This window comes from Olivibacter jilunii (assembly GCF_900607235.1).
Lineage (GTDB): Bacteria > Bacteroidota > Bacteroidia > Sphingobacteriales > Sphingobacteriaceae > Olivibacter > Olivibacter oleidegradans.
The window spans coordinates 1,040,777-1,065,445 of record NZ_LR027848.1 but is presented as its reverse complement, the minus strand read 5'-3'; the positions used below and the strand labels follow the sequence as shown (position 1 = coordinate 1,065,445).

The window sequence follows — 24,669 nt, the reverse complement described above, 5'->3', positions numbered from 1 at the left end:
GGCGTCGCTTATGAAACTTTCCAATAAAATAGCGCTATATAATTCACTTACCAAGGTAATCATCATCTTGGTGTTCAGTTTTGTTATTTACCTTTTTACGGATAGCATTTCGAATCATCATTTGCAGCAGCGCCTCGTAGACAAGCGCAAGAAATTCATGCATGGACTTACGCAGGAACAGATCGACCACCTTATTCAAAGCCAAGCCAACTTTACCGACTATAACATTTTAAAGGAAGAGTTTATTATTCTAACTCCCATTAAGCAACTCGTTAAAAACAACCATGGTAATTTCATCAAACAAACGCGCGAAATAGAGGGGGAAACACAACCTTACCTCATTTATACTTACTATTTTAGATTTCATCAAAACAATTATCGCCTGGAAATAGGCGAAACTACGGTTGTGTTAAGTAAATTGGAGAAAAATATCTGGTTATTTACCTGCTTAGCACTTCTTATCTCCATCATCATAACCTTAATCATTGATATATCTTTTACTAATAAATTGCTACAACCATTTTATAATATTGTCGAAAAGAAGCTGAATAAAATTAACGATCCCTTACAGTTTAGCTATATTCCCGAGAAAACAAGTACAGAAGATTTCCTACTGTTAGATAGAAGCCTGATGCAACTAATGGAAAAAGTAAGTCGACAGTTGGATGTCGAAAAGCAATTCACTTCAAATGTTTCACATGAACTACTTACTCCGATCAGTACCTTAAGTAGCCGATTTGAAAATATGCTTAACGATGAAAGTCTATCCACTTCAGCCGTTCAGAAAATAAGTGATTCGTTAATGACGCTCGCATTTTTAAAAAGAACCATAAAAGATCTACTTTTGATTGCGAAGATTGACAATGGACAATACGAAAAATTCGAGAAAATCGATCTCACAAACTTGATTGAAGAGATTCGAGTTGAGATGGACGATTTACTGGCTAATAAAGAGGTCCAATTACACAACCAATTATCGCCGAAGCTCAATATCATCGGAAATTCAACACTGATTCACATTCTTTTTGCCAACCTCATCAAAAATGCCATAAAATATAACCAACAGCATGGCACAATTCGTGTCTACAACGAGATAAAAAACGACCATCTCGTTCTTTTCTTTGAGGATTCTGGAATTGGCATGACAGCGGAAACATTACAACACATATTTAATCGCTATGAACGTTTCAGTACTTCACAGGAAGAAGGGCATGGCTTAGGGCTGGCGATTGCCAAAAGTATCGCTGCTTTCCACACGATGGATATCCAGGCTTCCAGTATTCTTCACGAAGGGACCACTATTGCATTGCATATACCTATTACACGTCATTGAATTTCATCTTCATCAAATCTTCATGTTAACTTCTCAACTTTGGTATAACAAAACAACGGAAGCAAAGACATAAATTGAAAGAGCCGTCAAAAGCTTCCGATGTATTAAAAAGATAAATACCATGAAAAAAACAATTTTAGCGCTTGCATTAGTTGCATCAACTTTCGGCGCATTCGCACAACAAAATGTTAAAAAAGAAACAGTATCAGCTAAAACTGAAGTTCAAAAAAAAGGTGAAGGTGTAAAAAAGCATCGTAAAAGCCATGCGTTAAAAGGAGAAAGTAAAACCTCAGCCGTCGTGCAAACAGCTACCGCAAAAAAAGAGGTCAAATAATTTGGTAAATAAACAGATAATGCTTGTTCATAAGAGCCAACGGTGTAAATGCCGTTAGCTTTTTTGCTTGACTTCCGGTAGTAAAATTCCGAAATATTAAATCAATTCGTATTTTTGCATTACCTCTATACAACCCGTGATCATTTCTTTCTCTTAAAAAAAACAATCCAATAATCCACATGAACTCCACGTCAAGTCCACCTTTAGTCCACGTCAGGTCCACGTATCCTTCACTACTCCTTTACTATCTCTTCGCTTTTCTTTCATTTTCTATATAGCGGGTACTGTTAGTATATAACCAAAATATCCGCTGAGGGTAAACACAAGAGGAACCGGTTCTTCTCCGGACTGGAGAAGTCGATTTGATTTTAATAGCGATCAACTAATTTGATACTTCTTTTGAAATAATCCTTTATACTTTCTTACATATTCAGAAGGTGTCATGCTAAATTCCTTTTGAAACTGCTCGCGAAAGTACTTTACATCATTGAACCCCGCGATTATTGACACTTCATTGATATTTACGTCCTCTTTTAACAGTGTTTGCGCTGCTTTTCTTAGTTTAATCAGACGCATAAACTCATTGGCGGTACGTCCTGACAGACTCTTAATCTTTTTATAAAGTGCCGAATGACTCATCCCTATTTCGGCCGCAAGGCTCTTAATAGTAAATTCATGATGTAAGTGTTTGAGAACAATGTCCTCGCAGCGTTGTAAAAAAGCTACCTCTTCTTCAGAAATGCCGATGCGGGTTGACAAAGTTACCTGTTCATAAAATGTTTCTTCAATTACCTTTTTTTGTTTTAACAGGGCCTGTATTCTTGCCTGCAAATGAACTTCATTAAAGGGTTTGCTAACATAATCGTCAGCCCCTAACTCTATACCTTTAAGTTTATTTTCTTCTGAAGTACTTGCAGTCAATAAAATCACAGGAATTTTATGCCAAAGTTTGTTTTTTTTCAGCTCCTCTACAAACTGAAGTCCATCCATATCCGGCATCATCACATCACAAAGAACAATGTCAGCTATTTTACTCGGCAAAGCTGCCAATGCATCCTTAGCGTTATGAAAAACCATCAAAGAAAAGCTTGGTTCAAAGCACCTATATAGATAATCAACGATTTCTTGGTTATCGTCGATTATCATCATCAACGGCTTTTTAGTGATTAAAGTTGTAGGCACCATTGTCTTGCCTTTAGCGTACGAATCTATTATTTGCGGTCTACTGATCGGCTCTTCCAAAAGTTCTTCCAAGAACATCGATTTCTGACCGATGTCTTCGTAAATTAAGCGATCTTGCAAATGCTGTCGCCCACGCGGTAAAGAAAGGATAAAGGTACTACCCCCATCAGGCCGATTGAAATAATCCAGCGTTCCCACATGTTGTTCGGCAAATTTTTTGGAGAGGTATAAGCCTATTCCGAAGCCACTTTGTTGTCCATGTGCATGTCGCGCAAATTTCTCAAACAGTTCGTTCTGATATTCACGCGGTATTCCACAACCATTGTCTTCTACCAGGAACTGAACTTTATCCTCGTGAAAACGTAGTTTCAATGTCACCGTGCCTCTTGTTGCAGTAAACTTAAAGGCATTGGTGAGCAGATTAAACAAAATAACTTCTATTTTTTCCCGGTCAGCATAGATAGGCTCGGTTGTTTCGGGCAATTCCAAAAAAAAGTCAATCGATGCTAACTTAGCCTGCTGCTCATAACATTGATAAATTTCCTGACACAGCTCGTCGGTATTAAGCTGAACGATCTTTAGGTTATCCAAATCACTTTCTGCCTTTTTAAATAAAAGCAATTGATCTACCATACTTAAAAGCCGTTTACTATTCCGGTATACGCTTTGCAAAATCTCTAGATTCTGTGCCTTTTCTTTCGTCAGCAAGGCTCTAATTGGATTAATAATGAGCGTTAAGGGTGTACGGAGTTCATGCGAAACGTGTGTGAAAAACGCGATTTTCTTTTCATTCAATTCGTGTTCCTTTTCTTTCTCCATTTTTGCCGTTTCCACTTCATATTTCAGTTGCAAACTGCTTTTTCTATAGCGATTATAACCTGTCACAGTAAATAGAAAGAGAATACCATACAAACCATAAGCCCACCAAGTAGCCCACCAGGGCGGTGATACCTGTATGTAAAGTAAGCGTTCATTTGGCATCCACTGCCCATCGGCATCGGAGGCTTTAATATGTAAAACGTATTTTCCCGGAGGCAATTTCCCATAATTTGCACTCCGAGTATGGCCGACATAATTCCAATTGTCTTCCCAGCCCGCTAAGTAGAATGCATAATTGATTTTATCTTGAAAACTATAATTTAAAGCTGCAAAATCTACCGAAAGTACCGCACGATCATAAGGAAGTTTAAGTGTATTAATCTCACTAAGTCCGCTCTCGCCGGTATTTAAATCCGAATTTTCTATCGGCTTATTATTTATTCGGATGCCCGTAATGCGCAACGGTGCTTTACTTTCTAACGATGTTATCGTCTCTGGAAGAAAGATATTGAATCCATTTATACCGCCGAACAACAATTCGCCGGTAGATAGTTTCAACGCTGCATTATAGTTAAACTGATTGCTCTGTAACCCGTCGGCAGCAAAGAAATTACGAAAGGTATTGTCGCGAGGAGAAAATTCTGATAAACCGTTGAAGGTACTCAACCACAAATGGTTGCTGTTGTCTTCTAAGATATTCAATACGGCATTTTCGGGCAACCCATCGGATTCTGAATAGGTTTTAAATGATCTTTTCACCTTATCAAAAAGCATTAAGCCCTTACCTTCGGTGGCTAACCAGAATTTTCCCTTTCCACTCGGCTTAATGGCACGTATCGCACTACCCAAAGGAAACCGGACATGCTGTTTGGCTTGGAGATCTATTTTTATCAAACTGTTGAACGTTCCTCCCCATAACTGTCCGTCTTCATCTTCCGTAATAGTAAGCAGGTTGGTAATCGAATGGTCCGCAAGCTCAAAGTAGTCTCCTTTCTTATTAAGCCGATAAAGCCCTCCGTCCGACAAGGTTCCTGCCCATATACCTCCTTTGCTATCTTTATAAAGTGCCCATACGTTCGCTTCTTCATATCGGTACACGGTATTAACGCAACGATATCGCTTAAATTGACGGGTTCGAAGGTTAAACTTGTTAATTCCGCCGCCATAAGTTGCAATCCACAGATTTTCTTCATCGTCTTTTATAATATTCACCACATAATTATTACTGATGCTATTGCTATTGTGGGGATCGTGCTTAAAGTTTTTAAATGTATTGGTAGATCGGTTCCACAAGCTTATTCCCGAACCGTCGGTACCTATCCAAACATGATCACGATCTTGTTCACAAAAAGAAATAATAAAGTTACTGCTTAAGGCATTCGGATGATTACCATTACGTTGCACCAATTTAAACCGATTAGCCGTTTTATCCAGTATATTTAAACCGCCTCTTAAGGTGCCGATCCATTTCCGATCGGCATTATCTATATATATTGCGTATACGGCAGCGCTTGATAGATTATCGGCCGCGTCGCCTGCAAAAAAGCCTTGGTGTTCTTCCGTTTGAGGATTAATCTGAAAAACACCTCCTCCATCTGATCCAACCCATATTTGCCCTTGTTTATCGAGACTTAGGCTCATGACAGGTTGACTACCTATGGCTGCATAATGCTGATAGATGAATCTATTATTCTGCGATTTTCGAAGTCGATGAAGGCCCTTATTATTACCTATCCATATACTTCCCTGCTTATCTGACACCAAGCAGTTAGCCTGCCAAACCTTGTGGTCGACCAATTCCAGGAATCCCTTCGTAGCATCATAATACATGAGCCCTACATTCTGCACGAAGACCCAAACCGTTTGTTTACTACTCATTACAGCAGCCTGTGCGTGAAATTGATAGGTTAACTGTTTATCACATTTTAACGGAATTTGCTTTGCTCTATTTGTATTTGGGTCATGAAGCAGCAAACCCTGTCCAGCCGTACAAATCAGCAGGTTGCCGTTTTCCATTTTTAGTAAGGCATTTATAGGAGTGGTAACCTTTCTATCGGGGTTGATTGGTTTGTTTTCCTCCCTATAAAAAAGAGGGAAGAAACTCCATTTAGATTTATCGAGACGATAAACGCCCATTTTGGTTCCTACCCAAAGATTAGCGGCGCCATCTTCTTCGATGGCTGATACTCTATTGTTTGGTAAGGATAAAGAATCATCAAGGCTGTTTTTGAAAGTCCTAAACTGATAGCCATCATATTGGTTTAAACCATCAAAAGTACCCACCCACATAAATCCATATCGATCTTGGAAAATCGTGGTAACGGAATTATTGGATAAACCCTCCTTTAAACCGATACGCTTAAACTGCGCATTAACTGTCAAAGAAACAATTATCAATAAAATTAAAATGACCGGTTTCTTTCCGCTTGAAGGGTAAAAATAAAACATATCTTTAGGCTTGATATTAGTTTTACCCAAACATAGGAATTAACTCGCTAAAATCAAATAGCTTTATCCGGTGATCAGGTTAGCCAACAAAGAGCTTTCGCTTCCCGTTTTCTCTTGCAGAGGTTTCACCCCCTTCTTTAAACTTTTCGCTTATTACGGTATGAGCTTGTTGTTGTTGCTTTCTCTCCCTTCTTAGCTTCAACCAGCCACTGTAAAGCAAATTTTCATTGATTGACGGTTTTGGAAAGAATAGGCTGCTAATATAGCCTACTACGACCACCAGAATATGGCTATATACACCAAGCATAAGCTTGTGATGGGTAAAATTAAAGGTGCCTAAATCCAGCAGTTTGTACTTATTATCTCCTATACCGACTTCCGTTGACGTTAAAAGTGCATAAGCTGTGAAAAATATACATGTTACAATAGCAATATTAACGCCTTTTTCATTGGCCCTACTTGAAAACAGCCCTAACAGAAAGATTCCGACAATGCCACCTGAAAATATAGCATATAATGTAAAAATAACCCCTAAAATCCCTTCACTTCCCAAATAAGCATATACGAAGCCAATTATGATGGTAATGATGCCCGATAATACTACAATCCATCTACTACTAGCTAAATAGATACGATCTGCTTTTCCCGGTTTTATCTTTTTATAGTAATCTTCTACCCCTACTGCTGCCAAGGAGTTAAGATCGGCACTTAAACTACAAATTGCAGCAGAGATCATGGCCGCTAACACAAACCCCACAACACCTGTTGGCAGTTCGGTCATAATAAAATAGGGGAACACACTATTGGCATTTACATTTGCTGGTAGCGGTTGCTGAGTATAGTATGCAAATAAGGCAGTTCCAATGAACATGAACAGCGCCCAAACGGGTACGGTAAGTAAGATACCTAATAGCGAAGCTCCAATAGCTCCCTTGTCTGTCTTAGCAGTTAAGTATCGCTGAACAACCGTTTGGTCAGTGCCGTATTTTTGTATTCCATAAAATAAGCCATTAATGGCAACGACGATGAAGGTCAGATTTTTAAAATCGAAGTCATAAGGTCCGAAGCCGGTTCGATGATTCATTTGGGCAATATGCCATACTTGTTTAGCACCGCCATCAACGGCAAAGAATATCAATAGCAGACAGATGATTCCGCTTAAAAACAGCATAAATCCCTGAAAAACATCTAACCAGATAACGGCCTCCAAACCACCAAGCAAATTAATAGTAATGATAATAGCCCCGGTACCGGCGATTACCCAAAAAGTATTGGCTCCTGTCATACTACTTAAAGCAACTGCCAATAGGTATAACACGGTCCCCATTCCGGAGAATTGGCGCAGAACAAAGGCAATGGAACTGTAATAACGGGCGAATGATCCGAAGCGCTTTTCAAAATATTCATAGGTGCTTAATCCGATTACCTTTCTGTACATAGGTACGATAAACCATATACTAAGCAGCAATACAATTGGCACCATTAACCCTTGGACCAATAAAATCCAGTTGGATGTGAATCCTTCGCTTGGGTAGCCGAGAAAAGTGACACTGCTTATCAGCGTGGCCAAGAGCGAAATACCGATAGCCCACGACGGAACCCTACCCCTTGCCGAAAAAAATGAGTGCGTAGACGTTTGATTTTTTGCATAGCGCATCCCCATATACAGGGTAATCATAATAACGATAACTATGATACCATAATCCACCGCCCCTAATGCAGTTTTTGTCATAATGTTGGTTGTTTTAGTGTTAGTATTTGTGCTATAGCGTATACCAGTTGTAACTACCCGGTTTTAAAGTTATCCATATTTTTGGCTCTTTATATATGCTACAGCGAATTACCCCTGGAGCTAATTCTTCCACTGGTTTTAATTGTCCGATCTGCCGATGTGCTAATATCGTTCCGGCCGTGGCTCCCCCTTCTATTATCAGTTCTTGGATGGTGACTTCATTCAAGAGGCGATCGACCATTTTTGCCATGCTTATCCTTAAGAAGCTTGGAGTTAATGGCATACTGGATACTAGCTCATTATCAAAGGCGATTATTGCTTTTTGATGATGCATTAGCGCAGCCTTCACCCGTTCCATCCAACGGTAGAGCTCTTCTTCATCCATATTTTCCCCCGGTTTACTGATCGGAAGGTAGCAAACAGGTTCATTCACCATACGCCAAGCCTTAATTCTTTGTATACTTTTCTCATAATTGCTTCCACAGATGTATAATGAAGGTCTCCTGAATCCTGTAAATGACTTATTTCCCTCCAATGGTTCGCACCTTAATGCCTTTGCTTTATGCTCAAGAAAAGCAATAAATGCGGAAGACCCGCCTGCAAGCAGGGTATCCTCCGGTGCAATTTGTACCCATTTACTAATGTCCTGTTCTGTCGCTATTTCGCCTACAACAAGGCCATGTGCAGGTAACGTGTCACTCCATGATTTTATCTGCACGTCTCCTTGCGCTCCAAGCATTTCCAAGACATTGGCATTTTTAACAGGAAATTCGGGATCGCACGAAAAAGCCGTCTCATGAATTGGTTTATCTTGCACATAGTATTTTCCCTTTCGGATTGTCCGGCCTAACCGTGGATTAGCAGGGAGCAATAATGCCCGTTTGGCACCAATAGCAAGCATTTGCGCTGTAAGCTCAGCAACTATATGTCCTCTTAATACAGAATCTACCTTTTTAAATATATGTGTAAAGGAAAGCGTCTTTATCCATCTCAGTACGTTGTCCAACCGCTCCATCGCCTGCTCTATAGCCATTGACCGCGTGTCTGTATTGATTACCAACAGATCGGTTCCCGAAGTTATAGAAACGTCTATTTGATTCGTAATTTCTACCTGAAGGTTATAACGTAGGGCGACCCCTCCTAATTCAGTGGCTCCGGTTAAATCATCTGCGATTACAATAATCATGTGCTAGACACTTTGTTTAATGCTAATTGTGTTGCTGCTTCGATCGCCAAGAGCATCGCGTCCTCACTGGCAATACCCTTGCCTGCGATTTCAAAGGCCGTACCGTGATCCACGGACGTGCGAATAATGGGCAATCCCATGGTGATATTAACTCCCTTCACGCTATCCATCTGCTTCTTTTCAGGATTCCATTTGAATCCGGTTAATTTAAAGGGAATATGGCCTTGATCATGATACATGGCTACAATTCCTCCGTAATAGCCGGTAGCGGCCTTGGAAAACAGGGTATCTGCAGGTACAGGCCCCTCCACATCATATCCAAGCTGCCCTGCCTCCGCTACAGCAGGGGCAATCTCTTCGTCGTCTTCCGTTCCGAACAGTCCTGAATCGCCTGCATGTGGATTAAGGCCGGCCACACCGATCTTTAAATTTCTTAAGCCTAAACTGATCAGCCCGTTTTGAAGCAATTCAATCACCTCTAAAATACGATCCTTCTTTACCAGATCACAGGCTTGACGGAGGGAAACGTGTGTTGATACGTGAATAACGCGCATTTGCTCTTCTACCAATAGCATCGCATATTTTTTGGTATTGGTATAATGTGCATAGATTTCGGTATGTCCGGGATATTGATGCCCAGCTTCACTAATCGATTTTTTATTAATGGGGCCTGTCACCGTGGCATCAATCTGACCGTCCATCGCCAATTCAATCACCTTTTTTACCGATCGAAAGGCAGCATCTCCCGCCGCAGCCGACACTTGTCCAAAATGAATCGCATTTAAATCAACAGGTCCCAAATCATATACATCCAGTTGGCCATAAATAAACTTTGCGTCTTCTATATGTTGTATTGAATGGATTGAAACCTGAATATCCAATGCATTTATGATATGTTGAAATACGTTGGCATTTCCTATCAGTAGCGGTCGGCATGCATCATAGACTTTTTTTGATAGTAGCGCCTTAACGGCAATTTCAGGCCCGATACTAGCCGGATCGCCCATAGTAATTCCAATAATTGGCTTCTCAGACATGATTATAAATATTCAGTTTTATTCCTTCTTCCTTAATAAGTTGCTGAAACGACTCCTTTAAAAGATTGATTTCTTCTGTGGATGACCCTTGAAGCGGCGGCATCACATGGGGTTCACATAAACCAACTGATTGCATCAGGATTTTTAGCGCCCATAGAGATTCGCCTAAGGTTCTTCCTTTTTGATAAAGATCGCCCAATAGGTCCGATTGTCGTTGATAATAGTATGCTTTCTCTTCGGAGCCTTCAGCAATGGCCTTGTACATTTCGTCGTAAATGGAAGGCGCTAAATTCCCCGTACTAGGTACCAAACCGTCGCTACCATGTAGAAGTGCATACGCGGACTTCGCAGCCCAACCGAGCAGATGACTAAAATCAGGCCTATCGGCCCAACGAGACAATGATTCCTGAAGACGTTCTTCTGATCGTTCGGAATCTTTGGTAGCTACGATATTGTCGTGCAGACTTAACTCGTCTAATAGATTTAGCGGTATAGACATATGGGTGGTAGCGGGTATATTATAAATAACCATTGGACCGTCCACATGATCGGCTAATTGCAGAAAATACTTCTTTATTTGACGTTCTGATAGCTTGTAATAAAATGGAAGCGTAGCAACCACCGCATCCGCGCCAAACTCGAAACAACGTTTCGAAAAATCAATGGTTTCCTTCATTGAATTGGATGATATTCCAACATATAGCTTATGTTCAGTTGATCGAATACCGGCAACTGTTTCAAGATACTCTAGTTTCAATTGGTTAGTCAGCAATGCGGACTCGCCGGTTGTACCCAAAATAAAGGGAGACGCATTGAACTGTTTTAAATTCTCCAAAATTCGGGCGACCGCTTCTTTATCAAGTTGATATTTTGTATTTATGGGTGTTACTAAGGGAACAATGGTACCATGGTATTTCTTTTTTGTCTTCATCTGTCAGTCTTTTGTTTTGTTTACATCTATCTATTTTGGCATTCAGGCGTCAGTCGTTTAATAAGCCTCGCGATAAATAGATATTGCATCATCTATGGTAATTTCCCTTGGATTGTTTACTAATAATCTTGTTATTTTCATGGCATCTTCGGCCAACTGAGGTATCGAAGTTTCCGGAATATTTAAATCTCTTAATCTAGCCGGAAGATTACATGCTCGAATAATTTGCTTTATTTTTTCAACACCCGCCATAGCAGTCCCTCGGTCATCGGCTAACTTTTCACATCCCAATGCGAGCGCAACCGCTGCGTAACGATCGGGTGCTGCGGGAATGTTAAAAGTCATCACATGGGGTAGAAGTAACGCATTGGATAAGCCATGCGCTATTTGGAAACGCGTCCCTAAAGGATAAGCCAGGGCGTGCACGGCCGCCGTATTGACCGGTCCAAGGCAAATCCCACCGAATAAGCTTCCCATCGCTACTTGCGCGCGAGCAAACTCATGGCTACCGTCCTCAACAGCCTTTACTAAATTGGCTGCTATTAACTTTATTCCTTCTAAAGCGTATATATCGATAAAAGGATGAGCAAATTTATTCGTATATGCTTCCAAGCAGTGTGTAAGCGCATCAAGCCCGGTAGCGGCGGTTACCCCGGCAGGTACGCTATGCGTCAATAAAGGATCCACACAAACTAGATCGGGTACCAAAAAAGGGCTGATTATTCCTTTTTTTTGATGGTCGACCGGATCGATAAAAATCGCATTAGGCGAAGCTTCACTTCCCGTACCCGCAGTGGTTGGTACACAGATTAGCTTAATCCGTCTCTCTCGAATTAAATTTTTACCGACAATCGCTCCCAGCTTTTGATCACTTTTTAACTGCACGGCTGCAAGTTTTGCTATATCCAGTACGCTGCCACCGCCAATACCTATTACGCCATCGATATCTTCCGCTACATAGCTATTTATCAGCTGATTAAAATCATCGAAAGAAGGTTCTTGTTCTATTCCTGTATGAAGAAAAACTTGTATCCCGATGTTATCTAATTGCTTGATCAAGCTTTGTATAGTGGGCAATAAAGGTGCTATACTGACGATCAGTACCTTCTTTAGGCCTAAAGGCGCAATATCAGATGCTATTTGATTCAAACATCCGCTTCCAAAAAGTATCTTGTTTGGAAAATTAACACTTATATCTCGTAGAACTGTCATCATCAAAAACGCAATTGTCAGCTTCTATATGAATTTCAATGGGTCTTCCCCAGAAGTCCCAAAAGTTTATAATGGCCGCTATCTTTCCTTATTATTAGAGACTTACACCGGCTATAAATGAAATTCAAATATAGGGCTCGGTAAAACCACTTTGTTGTACAATTTTCCCCTCATCCTATACAATATTTGCATAGAAACTATAAACATCTTACATTTGAGGAAATCATGCTATAACAAGCATAACAAGCTAACCAAACTTGTTTACATACCTTTAAGGATCGAGTTATCATATGACATAAAGTGGTGATAGATTGGTCGGATATTATAAGATACTCGTTAAAAAAGTACGCAATGAAACCTCGTTTAAAAAAAGTTCCTGTAAAATCAGAGAGTTCCTTTAGCATCAATCATGATATCATGCCGAACTTTGGTAATGTTTGGCATTACCATCCCGAATTGGAGTTGCACTACAATATTAAAGGGGAGGGTGTACGGTTTATTGGTGATCACATAGACAATTTTTCTTCGGGTGAAATTATTTTATTAGGCGAAAACCTACCTCATGCCTGGCGCTGTCGAGAAGAGTATTTTCAACAAGATCCGAATTTTAATATTGAAGCCATCGTTATGCAGTTTTTGCCGGATTGTCTGGGCAAGGATTGGATTAATATACCGGAAGCCTACCTTATTCCAAAATTGTACGAAAAAGCCAAGAGCGGAATGATATTTTACGGAGAAACGCAGAAAAAAGTTGCACAGCTAATGCATGATTGTGCTACTGCTGAAAATTTGGAACGTATTATTCTATTGTTATCTATTTTAAAAACATTAGCGGAAAGCGATGAGTATAGGCTTATAACGAATAAATACCATGCCTTCACTTCGCCCAATGAAGCCGACACCATTCGGTTGAATAAAGTCTATACCTACACCTTTAGTAATTATAAATCGGAGATAACATTGAAAGAAATCGCGGCGATCAGCAACCTTAGCGTAACTTCTTTTTGTCGCTACTTCAAAATGATGACCAGAAAAAGCTATTACGATTTTCTAATTGAGATTCGGATTAGCCACGCTTGCCGTTTATTGATCGAGAATATTTTACCAACGGAAGTCATTTGCTTCGAATGTGGATTTAACAATGTATCTAATTTCTATCGGCATTTCAAAAAACAAAAAGGCGTTACTCCACTGGAATATAAGCGCATCCACCTTTCAAGATAAGTTGTAGGTTTTAAGCTCAAACCCATAGAACTTAAAATTTATAACCCATAGCAGTTAGCGCACACTATTTTAATTGGTAAACCGTTAATAAAGCGTATGAAGATAATTAGAAAATGGATAGCGGCCCCAATTTTATTGGCCCTAATATGCGTGCTGAGCTCGTCATATATCGTAGATAAAGAAGCTGAACGGATTCAAAAAGCAGCAAGTGTCTTTGAAGACTTCACAAACATGAAAGAAAGTATACCCGCATCCATGCTGGAAGACTCAAAGGGAATCGTCATTATCCCAAAAATGATCAACGCAGGATTTGGTATAGGTGGAAAACGAGGAAAGGGTGTTGCAATGGTAAAACTTGCTTCCGGAGAATGGAGTGATCCGGTATTTGTAACGATTACCGGTGGTAGTATTGGATTTCAAGCAGGGGTGCAAGCAGTAGATTTAGTGCTTTTATTTAAGCATAAAGAAGCTTTAACAAATGCTAAGAACGGAGACTTTACCATTGGTGGCGATCTTTCGGCTGCGGCAGGTCCTGTAGGCCGAAGTACGAGCGCCAATACAGATTATAAACTGGACGCAGAAGTTTATTCCTATTCGAGAAGTAAGGGGCTTTTTGCCGGCATCAGTATTAATGGTTCTAATATAGCTTTTGATAAAACAGCCAATAGTAATTATTACGGGGCTAATTCGGACACGCAGAAACTGTTTTCGGGAGCAAAACATACGAGTGCAGAAGTAACTGCACTGAGAAATGCGTTAGGGGGCAAATAAAATTTAAAAAGCCTATTGCATTTTAATAAAAAAACGTAGTTTAGCAAAATCATTAACTTAATTTTATAAACCCATAAAAATTTATAAGTATTATGGAAAAATTCTCTAAACTGAAAGAACTTATTGCTCAAGCTGAAAAAGACGCTCTTGCATTCTACGAAAAAGGAAATAAGGCCGCTGGCACAAGATTAAGAGGCGCATTACAACAAACTAAAGCGTTAGCTCAAGACATCCGTAATGAAGTAACGGAAAAGAAAAATGCGAAATAATTGCTTACAAGGATCAAAAAAAGCCTGTGCTTAGTAAGGCAGGCTTCTTTTGATCATTTGATTATTAAGTTCTATTCAGATATTTGCTGACGGGGCCAGTGAGTTTACGGCTAATTAAGCAAAACGTTCGGGTGAAAATAGCGATATATCAGATGAACTTGGCAGCTCATTTGCCAATTCGCAGACGACCTTTCCATAGGCAGGCCCTAAGCTAAGTCCCATCATTCCACCCCCTCCGGCTATAATCAAGTTCTTTAACTGTTTAGTGTACCCGAGGTATGGTAAGCCATCGGGCGAACAAGGTCGGAAACCGAACCAAACGTCTTTTCGCTCCGGCATAGCCACTTTTAATTCGGGATAGTAGCGGGGAATAGCTTCAACGATGCCCTGTACGCGGTTCATGTTAATATCTTCGTTCAAAGCGGCCAATTCCATGGTTCCTCCGAAGCGAATATGACCATGCATGGGAGTTACGGCCACCCTCGCTTCGAGTAACAATGATGGATGCGATAACGTATGCTCCTGAGGTTTATACATAAACGAGTAACCCTTTCCCGGCATTAACGGAATCCGAAGTCCCGCCTTTTTTGCAATTGCCGGCAACCAAGCGCCTCCGGTCATCACAAATTTATCGGCACTGAACTTCTTGTTTCCGGCAATAACGGCCTGCAATTTTCCCATACCGGATTCAAAACCCGTTACCGTAGTGTGCTCATGTATCACTGCACCCTTTTGTCTCACAAAAGCAATAAGCTGCGCCATTAGCGCTTGTGGATATAAATGACCATCGCAACGATAGTGTACCGCGCCCAATACATCAAGCTTATTATTTGGTTCCAACAATTGTACTTGCTCTTTCGACAAAGCCTCTACGTCCAAACCCAGTGCTTTCGCCGTTTCAGCCAAATGGATTTCTTCCTCTGCCATTTTCTCTGTTTTATATAGCATGAGAATTCCTTTATGTGCTAATTCAAAGGAGAATTCATCCGTTTTCACCATTTCGTCGTATAAGTTACTGCTCAGGAGATTTAGGTCGCGAATACTTGGTGCAGAACGGTTAACATGGGTAGCATTCGCGTGTTTAATGAACTTTAACCCCCAAGAGATAAGATTAGCACTCAAACTCGGTTTTACATAAAATGGGCTCTTGCTGTTAAACATCCACTTGATTCCCTGCGCCACAATACCTGGAGCCGCGAGTGGTGTAAAGTGACTGGGAACCAGCATTCCGGCGTTACCATAAGAACAGTTGTCTTTTAAATCACCGCTGTCTAGAAGCGTAACTTTCCAACCATCTTTTAACAGATAATAGGCTGAACATAATCCAGCAATACCTCCTCCAATAATCAGAACACTCCCCTTATTTTCTTTATCCATGTGTTAGCATACTAGTTGTCAGCTTTCTTTGTCCGTTCTCGGCTTTTTGAATTTACCAAGAACCAAACTGAAACGCATAACAGACTTTTTTACTTTTGAATTTTTACTTTTTACTTTTGAATTTAAATCACCTGAAAACCGAAAGCATAAGGGTCCTCATCATCAATGATGATATGATTATATCCTGTAATTAAAGCCCAGCCCTCTACACTGGGTATAATAGCCGGTTTTCCATTTATCGTCGCCTCTTCCTCGATCGTACCAAGAAATTTTGACCCGATATAACTTTCGTGAATAAACCGATCTCCTTTTTTCAGCTTGCCCTTGGCGTACCATTGAGCCATTCGTGCAGAAGTGCCGGTGCCACATGGAGACCTATCTAATGCATTCTCTCCTACAAGTACTGCATTTCGCCCAGTCGACGAAGGATCCAAAACACTCCCTGTCCATTGTATATGGCTTAGACCCGAAATATTACTGTTCTCCGGATGAATAAACTGATACTTTTCATTTAATAGCTTTCGAATTACTTTACCGTAGTAAATGAGTTGGCTGGCAGAAAACCGGTTGATGTCCTCGAAATTTTCCTGTGGATCAATGATACCATAGAAATTACCTCCAAAGGAAACATCAACACGTATCATCCCTAAATCAGGGCAAACTACTTCAAGTCCTTCCGCGTATAAGAACGATTTAACATTCGTCAATTTAACGGACTTAACCCGTTTACCTTCTTGTTTGTAATCAATTAAGACCAGACCTGCCGGTGTTTCGAGACGTAATTTACCCGGTGTCTTGGGTTCAACCAAGCCCTCTTCAATAGCAATAGTAACCGTCCCGATTGTGCCATGTCCACACATGGGCAAACAGCCACTGGTTTCTATATATAGTACGCCGATATCATTCGCCGGATCGCAAGGTGGATACAATATACTTCCACTCATCATATCATGGCCCCGTGGCTCAAACATCAGCCCCTTCCGAATCCAATCGTATTCTTTCATGAAGTGCAAACGTCGCTCCATCATGGAATTCCCCTCCAACAGTGGGCCGCCGCCTGCAACGAGCCGTACCGGGCAGCCACAGGTATGGGCGTCTATACAGAAAAAAGTTTTTTTCATTGTTGTAGCAATTAGCCTTTAGCTATTAGCTGCTGTTAAATTAAATATTTTAGCTATTAATTTTATTCGCTTGAAAAGCCCCACTACCTTCCTTAAAATTTATAACTTACAACGCAGAAGCGTCCTTCGTCAATACGCTATTTACAGTACGATAAATACCTAGGGGATTTTCATTTTTCAAGGCATCAGGCAATAGTGCGTTCGGCCAATTTTGAAAAGAGATGGGACGTAGAAAACGCTGCACAGCATCTGATCCAACGGAGGTGAACCGTGCATCTGTCGTTGCCGGAAAAGGCCCTCCATGCTGCATAGCTATACATACCTCTACGCCGGTAGGCATACCGTTAAACAACAATCGCCCACACTTATCCTGTAAAAGACTTATTAATTTACTATGTCTGACGGCATCCGCCTCGGTGGCAGCCACAGTAATTGTTAGCTGTCCTTTTATATGATCGGCAATATTCAGCATTTCCTCTTCGCTCTCGCACGCCACGATTAATCCGAAAGGACCAAACACCTCTTCAAGTAAAGCGTCATTTTCTACAACGCTTTTCGCGTCGGTTTCAACAAGCAGCGCAGCTCCTTGGCCTTCTGCAGCGATTTGTTCTGCTTTGCCTATTACGCGAATGGTGGATTCCGTTAACATGCGTTCGCTATTGGCATGGTAAGCTTTAGCAATACCTGCATGAAGCATGTTCGCTGGAGGGCAACTTAAAACTTCTTGGCGGAGAACTTCTTTAAATGTCTCAAGATCTTTCCCCTTGACAGCGATGAGTACACCTGGATTGGTACAAAATTGACCCACACCGAGCGTTAGCGAACTTAAATACTGGTTCGCTAAACCTCGCGGATCAGTCGCCATTTTTTCCGGCAGCGCAAAGACTGGGTTTACACTACCCATCTCAGCGAATACCGGTATGGGCTCCTTTCGTTGATTAGCCAAATCAAATAACGCTTTCCCTCCTCCATAAGAGCCCGTAAACGCAACCGATTTGACTATAGGATGTTGAACAAGATAAGCCCCCGACTCGTTTGAATTACCGTATATGTGGGAAAAAATTCCATCATGCCATCCCTCTTCTTTTATCGCGCCGAAAATAGCCTCCGCCATTAATGCTGAAGTCTTGGGATGTCCCGGATGTGCTTTAAGAATTACCGGGCAACCCGCTGCGATAGCGCTCGCCGTGTCTCCACCGGCGGTCGAAAAAGCAAAGGGGAAATTACTTGCACCAAAAACAACTACCGGACCAACCCCAACCTTGATTTTACGCAAATCCGGCTTCGGTGGTGTTCTGTCTGGAATCGCTGTATCAATTCTTGCTTCAAAACATAGGCCATCTTTTATATGATCGGCATAGCTTCTCCATTGAAAGACAGTCCGGGCTTTCTCTCCGATCAGACGAGCCTCGGGAAGGTGGCTCTCTTCCATTGCTGTTGCGATCAATTCAGTCCCCAATCCCTCTATTTTGGCTGCAATCGCATACATTAAACCTGCTCTATCGATTGCGCTTCTTCCTTTTAGGTATTGAAATGCTTCTTCTGCCTTGTGCAGTAATTCCTTGACTTGTTCCTGTGGTGTTTCTGTGTACATTCTATTTCCTTTCAATAATTAAACTAGGCTACCGGAACCCTTTGTTTCCAAGTTTGGCCTATTCACCTTACTATCGGCAATAACTTTCAATATACGTTCGCGTTCTTCACCTACTAACGGTAGGCGAGGTGCACGCACGGTTTCATTACTAATACCCTCACTCGTTGCCGCTAATTTGATGTATTGAACTAGTTTGGCATGGATATCTAACTCTAGTAAAGGCAAAAACCAACGGAATATAGCTAATGCTTTTTCTATTTTACCCGCTTTTACATAATCATAGATCGCAACCGTTTCTTTTGGATAAGCGTCCACTAAGCCGGCCACAATCCCATCCGCTCCCATTAGTAAAGCTTCAGTAGTAATGGTATCAACTCCACCTAAAATCTTAAAACGGCCGCCAAATCGATTGATCATACGGGTGATATTGGTCAAATCGCGCGTAGACTCCTTAACGGCCTGGATATTGGGTACAGTAGCCAGTTGTTCAAACATATCCAACGTTACCAGATTACCATAGTCAACAGGGTTGTTGTAAACCATGATAGGAAGACTTGTACTGTTCGCTATCGTTGTGAAAAAAATTACTGTTTCTCTATCATCTGCCTTATAGCGCATAGGTGGCAATACCATCAATCCATCTGCACCTAATTCCTCTGCTTTCCGGGCGATTTTGATCGCTTCAGCGGTAGCTTGTTCCGCAATACCCAAAATAACAGGAACGTCTTTACCCGTTACAAAGTTAACGGTATATGTCAATAAATCGTATTTTTCCTGTGTAGTTAACGTACTGGCTTCACCTAATGAGCCCGCTAAAATCAAACCATGTACGCCCCCTTCAAGTTGGGCAGTCAGATTCTTACCGAACATATCAAAATCGATCTCTCCACTTTCTTTAAATGGAGTTAATAATGCAGGATAAATTCCTTTCCAAAGTTCTTTACTCATTATAGTTCTTATTTTTTTTCAAAAGTAAAACGAACATTTAAAGGTATCCATCCATGTATTAATCAATCATGCGCATATTTTAACTTTTTTAGCAAGGCACTTTGCCTCGCGTAAATAGCCAAATCAAAGAATGTATCTCTACTGTACGTTTCGCTGAAAATTCACCATGTATTCTTTTGGCGAATTACCAATTACACTTTTAAACACCCTATTAAAGTTCGTAATACTATTGAATCCACAGTTATAGGCAACGCCGGATATACTTTCACATTTATGGTGTGTTAATTTTTTACAAGCCTCGTGTACACGCATTTCGTTTAAAAATGCGACAAAAGTATTTCCTGTGTGCTTTTTAAAATATCGGCAAAAAGCTTGAGGAGTTAAATTTGCCTGATCGGCAACTTCCTCCAAGGTGATTGGCTTCGTGAAGTTTTGGGCTATGTAATTGTAAATAGAACCAATACGGATACCTTCATTTTCAGAAATCGAGGAGTTTTTACCGCCCGATAACGCATTTACTTGCTTTGATACATGGCATAACGTACGCAACAAATAAAAGAAGTGCATAAGCTGATCCATTTGACTGGCTTCCTTTAAGCGCAATACGCGCCTTGACACTTCTTTAAAATACTCATTCGGCACTTTAAAGCCTCTTTCGTAATCCTTCACAAAGCTTTGAAGCATATAAAGCTCCGGCAAGTTAAACAAGGAAGCCAACTTTCCGTTTGGATCGAAGAACACGGAAATCGAGCGGACCTGCTTCGGATGAGCCTCGTCAAAGTACTCCGCATTACTTTTAAAAACATGCGATTGATTGGCGCCGAGCAAGAAAATGTCGTTCTCTTGAAAGGGATGCATGCTATTGTCAGCAATCAACGTACCTTTTCCTTCTAGGATCCACATGAGTTGGGCTTCATGATGCCGATGTAAATGAGGATAGAAGTGCGGCATACAATCTTCCTGAACAATAACAGTCCGATCATGCGCTACTGGAATGGTGAATTGTAGTGTCTTCATCGTTGGTTTGGTGTATTAGGTAACGTGAATTTACCAATTTTTAACCCATAAATCCAAGAGTTATCACAAAATAGGTTAAAATACGGTTATTATTCGTTAATTGACGCGTATTCGAACTAGCTCCGGATTATTTGCCTAGAAGCAACAACGGATCTTGTTAGCTAACGGCATGACTGACAGCCGGAATCTAAACAACTAGTTAAAATATGAATAATATAAGAGAAAAAAGGGAGAGCCATCCCCAAAATAAATTACGATTTTTACCGGCGTATAATCAACAGCTGATGGGTAATACGCTTTAAATTTGACGTTATATGGGGCGATCTTTGTCAAAAAAGCGCATCATTACTTTTTATTATCAAAAAAGATAAGACCTTTGTTAAAACCATCAGCTATTACATACAGATATGTTCGAAAAATCGATTTATATTCAGCGAAGAAATCAACTTAAAAATCAATTTTCAGAAGGACTGCTTCTATTCCTAGGAAATGATGAACAGCCTATGAATTACGCGGATAACGCTTTTCCTTTCAGACAAGATAGTTCGTTTTTGTATTACTATGGTATTCAGGAGCCCAAGCTCGCAGCTGTCATCGATTTAGATGAAAATAAAGAAATATTGTTTGGAGACGAGCTCACGATCGACGAAATTATATGGATGGGACGACAAGAAACCTTGCGGGAAAAATGTGAAAAAAGCGGTTTAAGTATTGTCCTTCCCACCAAGGATTTACAAGATTATTTACAGCATGCATTAAAAAAAAACCGCAACATCCGTTATCTCCCCCCCTATCAGCCTACCAATAAAATTAAGCTCTTACATTTATTAGGCATCCCCCCTCTTGAACAGCAAAAAAAAGCTTCCGTGCCCTTCATCAAAGCGGTAGTCGCTCAAAGATCGATCAAAAGTAAAGAAGAAATTACCCAGATCGAATCAGCTGTGAATACTTCGGTGGATATGCACGTTCATGCAATGAAGATGGCCAAAGAAGGAATGAAAGAGTTGCAGATTGCCAATGCCATCCAGGAAATCGCTCAAAATGGTGGCGGCAGATTAGCTTATCCAACTATTCTATCTGTTCATGGCGAAATACTACATAACCATAAGCAGCATAACACCCTAAAAAAAGGGCAATTAGTCTTGAACGATTCCGGAGCGGAGACTGCTATGGGCTATGCGGGTGATTTAACACGAACTTTCCCTGTCGATCTGCAATTCAGTACGAAGCAGAAAGAAATTTACAATATTGTATTGAAAGCCTTTAACCAGGCTTCTGCGATGGTGGCCCCTCAAGTGCGTTTCCTTGACGTGCATCTGGAGGCTTGCACCGTACTATTTAATGGATTAAAAGAAATTGGGTTGGTTAAGGGTGATACAGCCGAGGCGGTGTCAGCAGGCGCTCATACACTGTTCTTCCAATGCGGTACGGGTCATATGATGGGACTTGATGTGCATGATATGGAAGATTTAGGAGAACAATACGTTGGCTATACCGACACATTAAAAAAAGATACCTCTACTTTTGGTTTAAAATCGTTACGTTTAGGCAAAGCACTGGAAGCAGGCTATGTATTGACCGTTGAACCCGGTATTTATTTTATACCTGAGTTATTTGCCCGTTGGAAAGCAACTAATAAGCTAGCAGACTTTATTAATTACCAAGCAGTGGAGCACTACCTTGATTTTGGTGGAGTCCGTATTGAGGACAACTATTTGGTAACCTCATCAGGTAACCAACGCTTAGGAAATTATTTAGCCAAAACCGTTGATGAGATAGAGGAACTAAGAGGCAGTTAGTAAAGCGAACCCACGCCCTATTTTAAACACGGAAAAGACAACTCGGTTATTTAAAAAAACAATTGCTATATAACACATGAGACATGTAAACCACCTACTATGGATCTGCTTCATTGTAAGCAACTTATTCTCCATTAATTTTTTATTTGCACAACCTGGCGTAAAAACACAATGGACACCGGATGGTAACGGATATTATGAAATTTCGGACGGGCAGGTTTTGGAGGTTAAGTTATTAGATCCCAATCATCCGGCCGTTTTTTTAGATGGCTCCGCGCTCACGCCACAAGACAGTAGCGCACCGTTGAAAGTTAAACAGTTTAGTATTTCTGCCGATCGCCGGAAAGTCTTGTTGTTTACCAATACAAAACGGGTCTGGCGTTATCATACCCGCGGCGATTATTGGATTTATGATATTAACAAGAAAGAACTTAAACAATTGGGCAAGGGGCTTCCCGCTTCTTCGCTAATGTTTGCAAAGTTATCCCCTGATGGTACGAGCGTTGCTTATGTTAGCAAGCACAATGTGTATATAGAGGATTTGGCTTCAAATCATATTAGCCAACTTACGGAAGATGGGACCGACCGCATCATTAACGGAACTTTTGACTGGGCCTATGAAGAAGAATTCGGCTGTCGGGATGGATTCCGGTGGTCAAGCGACGGCAAACATATCGCCTATTGGAAAATTGACGCCAGAAGTATTCGCAACTACCTGATGTTGAATACAACAGACTCCACTTATTCATTTACTATCCCGGTAGAATACCCCAAAGCGGGACAAAATCCAAGTGCTTGCTTCATTTATGTGGTCGATGTAAAAACTAAAGAAAACAAAAAAATGGACATTCCCGGCGATCCCGTACAGCATTACATCCCTCGCATGGAATGGACCCCGGATGGCCAATCCCTTATTCTCCAACAGTTAGACCGTAAACAACAGGAAAGCCATATCATGCTTTGCTCAATTGAAGATGGCAAAACTAAAACGATCTATACGGAGCAGGATCAAGCTTGGATAGACATTAAATCGCGTTGGAATGATGACGACCCCACAGGCTGGGAGTGGATCGATGATGGCAAGGCTTTTTTATGGGTAAGCGAAAAAGATGGTTGGCGACATATTTATAAAATAGATATGACCGGTAAGGAAGCCTTACTTACCAAAGGAGATTACGATGTTATTGGGATAGATTTAATTGATCAACGTAATGAAAAAATCTACTTCAGTGCCTCACCGGCAAATGCCACACAAAAATATCTGTATCAAATAAGTATAAAGGGCGGTAAAGCGACTCAACTATCTCCAACAGATCAAGCGGGCACCCATAGTTACCGTATTTCACCAAATGGAAAACTGGCTGAACATGAATTTAGCAGCAGCACGACATATTTTACAGGAGAAATTGTCAGTTTGCCAAATCATCAAGAAAGATTGGCCGCAACGGTTCGTCGGAGTCTACCTCAAGGCACGCCTAAGCCCGAATTTTTCAAAGTTACGACAATAGACGGCATAGAGATGGATGGTTGGATGGTTAAGCCAAGCCAGTTCGATTCAACAAAAAGGTATCCTGTTGTTTTTTACGTATATGGCGAACCAGCCGGACAAACCGTTACCGACACCTACGGCGCGGGATTCAACCGTTTATATGAAGGCAGCATGGCAGATGATGGTTACATCTATATTTCCGTAGAAAATCGTGGGGCTCCCGCACCTAAAGGTAGAGATTGGAGAAAAGCAATTTATCGCAACATCGGTGCTATCAACATTCGAGACCAAGCTATGGCGGCTAAAGAAATCTTAAAATGGAATTTTGTAGATTCATCTCGCGTGGCCGTATGGGGATGGAGCGGCGGAGGTTCCTCTACGTTGAATTTATTGTTTCAATATCCTGAAATTTATAAAACAGGCATCGCAGTAGCCGCTGTGGGGAACCAACTCATGTACGACAATATTTATCAAGAACGCTACATGGGCGTTCCGCCTGAAAGCCAGGCAGATTATGTAAAAGGCTCACCGATTACGCATGCTAAAAACTTGCGAGGTAACTTATTATATATTCACGGCACAGGCGATGATAACGTACATTATCAGAATGCTGAAATGCTCATCAATGAGTTGGTCAAACACAATAAACAGTTTCAATTGATGTCATATCCGAACCGCAGCCATTCGATATCGGAAGGTGAGGGCACGTCTGCGCACTTGTCGCGTTTGTACACGAATTATTTAAAACAATACTGCCCTCCGGGAGGGAGATAGTGGGCTGTACGTTCTAGGTTATAAGTTTTAGGTTGTAGGCTACCGTTGGCCTTACAAATAAAAACTACTTTT

General features: G+C 41.0%; 18 protein-coding genes. 7 read left to right on the top strand and 11 right to left on the bottom strand.

Features of this window, described 5'->3' with window-relative positions:
* Positions 1–10 precede the first annotated feature (10 nt).
* On the top strand, positions 11–1,333 hold the full coding sequence (locus E0E36_RS04325; RefSeq protein WP_130854853.1) for a sensor histidine kinase: 1,323 nt from the start codon (positions 11–13) through the stop codon (positions 1,331–1,333).
* Between the two features lie 121 nt (positions 1,334–1,454).
* Positions 1,455–1,667, top strand: coding sequence for a hypothetical protein (locus E0E36_RS04320; protein WP_130854852.1), 213 nt, complete (start codon positions 1,455–1,457; stop codon positions 1,665–1,667).
* Positions 1,668–2,045: 378 nt separating this feature from the next.
* On the opposite strand, the gene E0E36_RS04315 is transcribed toward E0E36_RS04320, so the two are convergent.
* The 6 genes from E0E36_RS04315 to E0E36_RS04290 all read right to left on the bottom strand — a co-directional run bounded on the left by E0E36_RS04315 (position 2,046) and on the right by E0E36_RS04290 (position 12,217).
* Entirely contained in the window at positions 2,046–6,116 is a 4,071-nt protein-coding gene (locus E0E36_RS04315) for a hybrid sensor histidine kinase/response regulator transcription factor (RefSeq protein ID WP_130854851.1), read from the bottom strand.
* A 79-nt stretch (positions 6,117–6,195) separates the two neighbouring features.
* Entirely contained in the window at positions 6,196–7,848 is a 1,653-nt protein-coding gene (locus tag E0E36_RS04310; protein WP_130854850.1) for a sodium:solute symporter family protein, read from the bottom strand.
* Positions 7,849–7,879: 31 nt separating this feature from the next.
* Entirely contained in the window at positions 7,880–9,034 is a 1,155-nt protein-coding gene (locus E0E36_RS04305; protein ID WP_130854849.1) for a four-carbon acid sugar kinase family protein, read from the bottom strand.
* Positions 9,031–10,071 carry a 4-hydroxythreonine-4-phosphate dehydrogenase PdxA gene (gene pdxA, locus E0E36_RS04300; RefSeq protein ID WP_130854848.1) on the bottom strand — a complete coding sequence of 347 codons (1,041 nt, stop codon included), beginning with the start codon at positions 10,069–10,071 and terminating at the stop codon, positions 9,031–9,033. The genes E0E36_RS04305 and pdxA overlap by 4 nt, the downstream gene beginning before the upstream one ends.
* On the bottom strand, positions 10,064–11,002 hold the full coding sequence (locus E0E36_RS04295; RefSeq protein ID WP_013664282.1) for a dihydrodipicolinate synthase family protein: 939 nt from the start codon (positions 11,000–11,002) through the stop codon (positions 10,064–10,066). The genes pdxA and E0E36_RS04295 overlap by 8 nt, the downstream gene beginning before the upstream one ends.
* A gap of 57 nt (positions 11,003–11,059) precedes the next feature.
* Positions 11,060–12,217, bottom strand: coding sequence for an iron-containing alcohol dehydrogenase (locus tag E0E36_RS04290; protein WP_130854847.1), 1,158 nt, complete (start codon positions 12,215–12,217; stop codon positions 11,060–11,062).
* 348 nt (positions 12,218–12,565) lie between these two features.
* Here E0E36_RS04290 and E0E36_RS04285 point away from each other — a divergent pair, with 348 nt between their 5' ends.
* From E0E36_RS04285 to E0E36_RS04275, 3 genes are all read left to right on the top strand, one after another.
* Positions 12,566–13,438 (top strand): AraC family transcriptional regulator, encoded by an 873-nt coding sequence (locus tag E0E36_RS04285; protein ID WP_013664284.1) that lies wholly within the window; start codon positions 12,566–12,568, stop codon positions 13,436–13,438.
* A 96-nt stretch (positions 13,439–13,534) separates the two neighbouring features.
* Entirely contained in the window at positions 13,535–14,209 is a 675-nt protein-coding gene (locus tag E0E36_RS04280; protein WP_130854846.1) for a lipid-binding SYLF domain-containing protein, read from the top strand.
* A gap of 92 nt (positions 14,210–14,301) precedes the next feature.
* Positions 14,302–14,478 carry a hypothetical protein gene (locus E0E36_RS04275; protein WP_013664286.1) on the top strand — a complete coding sequence of 59 codons (177 nt, stop codon included), beginning with the start codon at positions 14,302–14,304 and terminating at the stop codon, positions 14,476–14,478.
* 114 nt (positions 14,479–14,592) lie between these two features.
* Here E0E36_RS04275 and E0E36_RS04270 read toward each other — a convergent pair whose 3' ends face one another.
* The 5 genes from E0E36_RS04270 to E0E36_RS04250 form a co-directional block, all read right to left on the bottom strand.
* Complete coding sequence (locus tag E0E36_RS04270) at positions 14,593–15,855, bottom strand: NAD(P)/FAD-dependent oxidoreductase (RefSeq protein ID WP_130854845.1); 1,263 nt, start codon at positions 15,853–15,855, stop codon at positions 14,593–14,595.
* Between the two features lie 122 nt (positions 15,856–15,977).
* Positions 15,978–16,976: a 4-hydroxyproline epimerase gene (locus E0E36_RS04265; RefSeq protein WP_130854844.1), complete on the bottom strand. Its 999-nt coding sequence runs from the start codon at positions 16,974–16,976 to the stop codon at positions 15,978–15,980.
* 106 nt (positions 16,977–17,082) lie between these two features.
* Positions 17,083–18,570, bottom strand: a complete 1,488-nt coding sequence (locus E0E36_RS04260) for an aldehyde dehydrogenase (NADP(+)) (protein WP_130854843.1) — start codon at positions 18,568–18,570, stop codon at positions 17,083–17,085.
* Positions 18,571–18,588: 18 nt separating this feature from the next.
* Positions 18,589–19,518, bottom strand: coding sequence for a dihydrodipicolinate synthase family protein (locus tag E0E36_RS04255; protein ID WP_130854842.1), 930 nt, complete (start codon positions 19,516–19,518; stop codon positions 18,589–18,591).
* Between the two features lie 138 nt (positions 19,519–19,656).
* Positions 19,657–20,535, bottom strand: coding sequence for an AraC family transcriptional regulator (locus E0E36_RS04250; protein ID WP_013664291.1), 879 nt, complete (start codon positions 20,533–20,535; stop codon positions 19,657–19,659).
* A 407-nt stretch (positions 20,536–20,942) separates the two neighbouring features.
* Between E0E36_RS04250 and E0E36_RS04245 the strand changes: the two genes are divergently transcribed.
* Entirely contained in the window at positions 20,943–22,334 is a 1,392-nt protein-coding gene (locus tag E0E36_RS04245) for an aminopeptidase P family protein (protein ID WP_130854841.1), read from the top strand.
* Between the two features lie 76 nt (positions 22,335–22,410).
* Positions 22,411–24,597, top strand: a complete 2,187-nt coding sequence (locus tag E0E36_RS04240; protein WP_130854840.1) for a S9 family peptidase — start codon at positions 22,411–22,413, stop codon at positions 24,595–24,597.
* Positions 24,598–24,669: the final 72 nt, after the last annotated feature.

Coding starts and splice junctions, on each gene's coding strand:
- E0E36_RS04265 (WP_130854844.1), bottom strand. CDS start 16,976: ATGAAAAAAACTTTTTTCTGTATAGACGCCCATACCTGTGGCTGCCCG.
- E0E36_RS04320 (WP_130854852.1), top strand. CDS start 1,455: ATGAAAAAAACAATTTTAGCGCTTGCATTAGTTGCATCAACTTTCGGC.
- E0E36_RS04315 (WP_130854851.1), bottom strand. CDS start 6,116: ATGTTTTATTTTTACCCTTCAAGCGGAAAGAAACCGGTCATTTTAATT.
- pdxA (WP_130854848.1), bottom strand. CDS start 10,071: ATGTCTGAGAAGCCAATTATTGGAATTACTATGGGCGATCCGGCTAGT.
- E0E36_RS04275 (WP_013664286.1), top strand. CDS start 14,302: ATGGAAAAATTCTCTAAACTGAAAGAACTTATTGCTCAAGCTGAAAAA.
- E0E36_RS04310 (WP_130854850.1), bottom strand. CDS start 7,848: ATGACAAAAACTGCATTAGGGGCGGTGGATTATGGTATCATAGTTATC.
- E0E36_RS04290 (WP_130854847.1), bottom strand. CDS start 12,217: ATGATGACAGTTCTACGAGATATAAGTGTTAATTTTCCAAACAAGATA.
- E0E36_RS04255 (WP_130854842.1), bottom strand. CDS start 19,518: ATGAGTAAAGAACTTTGGAAAGGAATTTATCCTGCATTATTAACTCCA.
- E0E36_RS04245 (WP_130854841.1), top strand. CDS start 20,943: ATGTTCGAAAAATCGATTTATATTCAGCGAAGAAATCAACTTAAAAAT.
- E0E36_RS04270 (WP_130854845.1), bottom strand. CDS start 15,855: ATGGATAAAGAAAATAAGGGGAGTGTTCTGATTATTGGAGGAGGTATT.
- E0E36_RS04295 (WP_013664282.1), bottom strand. CDS start 11,002: ATGAAGACAAAAAAGAAATACCATGGTACCATTGTTCCCTTAGTAACA.
- E0E36_RS04305 (WP_130854849.1), bottom strand. CDS start 9,034: ATGATTATTGTAATCGCAGATGATTTAACCGGAGCCACTGAATTAGGA.
- E0E36_RS04325 (WP_130854853.1), top strand. CDS start 11: ATGAAACTTTCCAATAAAATAGCGCTATATAATTCACTTACCAAGGTA.
- E0E36_RS04260 (WP_130854843.1), bottom strand. CDS start 18,570: ATGTACACAGAAACACCACAGGAACAAGTCAAGGAATTACTGCACAAG.
- E0E36_RS04280 (WP_130854846.1), top strand. CDS start 13,535: ATGAAGATAATTAGAAAATGGATAGCGGCCCCAATTTTATTGGCCCTA.
- E0E36_RS04285 (WP_013664284.1), top strand. CDS start 12,566: ATGAAACCTCGTTTAAAAAAAGTTCCTGTAAAATCAGAGAGTTCCTTT.
- E0E36_RS04250 (WP_013664291.1), bottom strand. CDS start 20,535: ATGAAGACACTACAATTCACCATTCCAGTAGCGCATGATCGGACTGTT.
- E0E36_RS04240 (WP_130854840.1), top strand. CDS start 22,411: ATGAGACATGTAAACCACCTACTATGGATCTGCTTCATTGTAAGCAAC.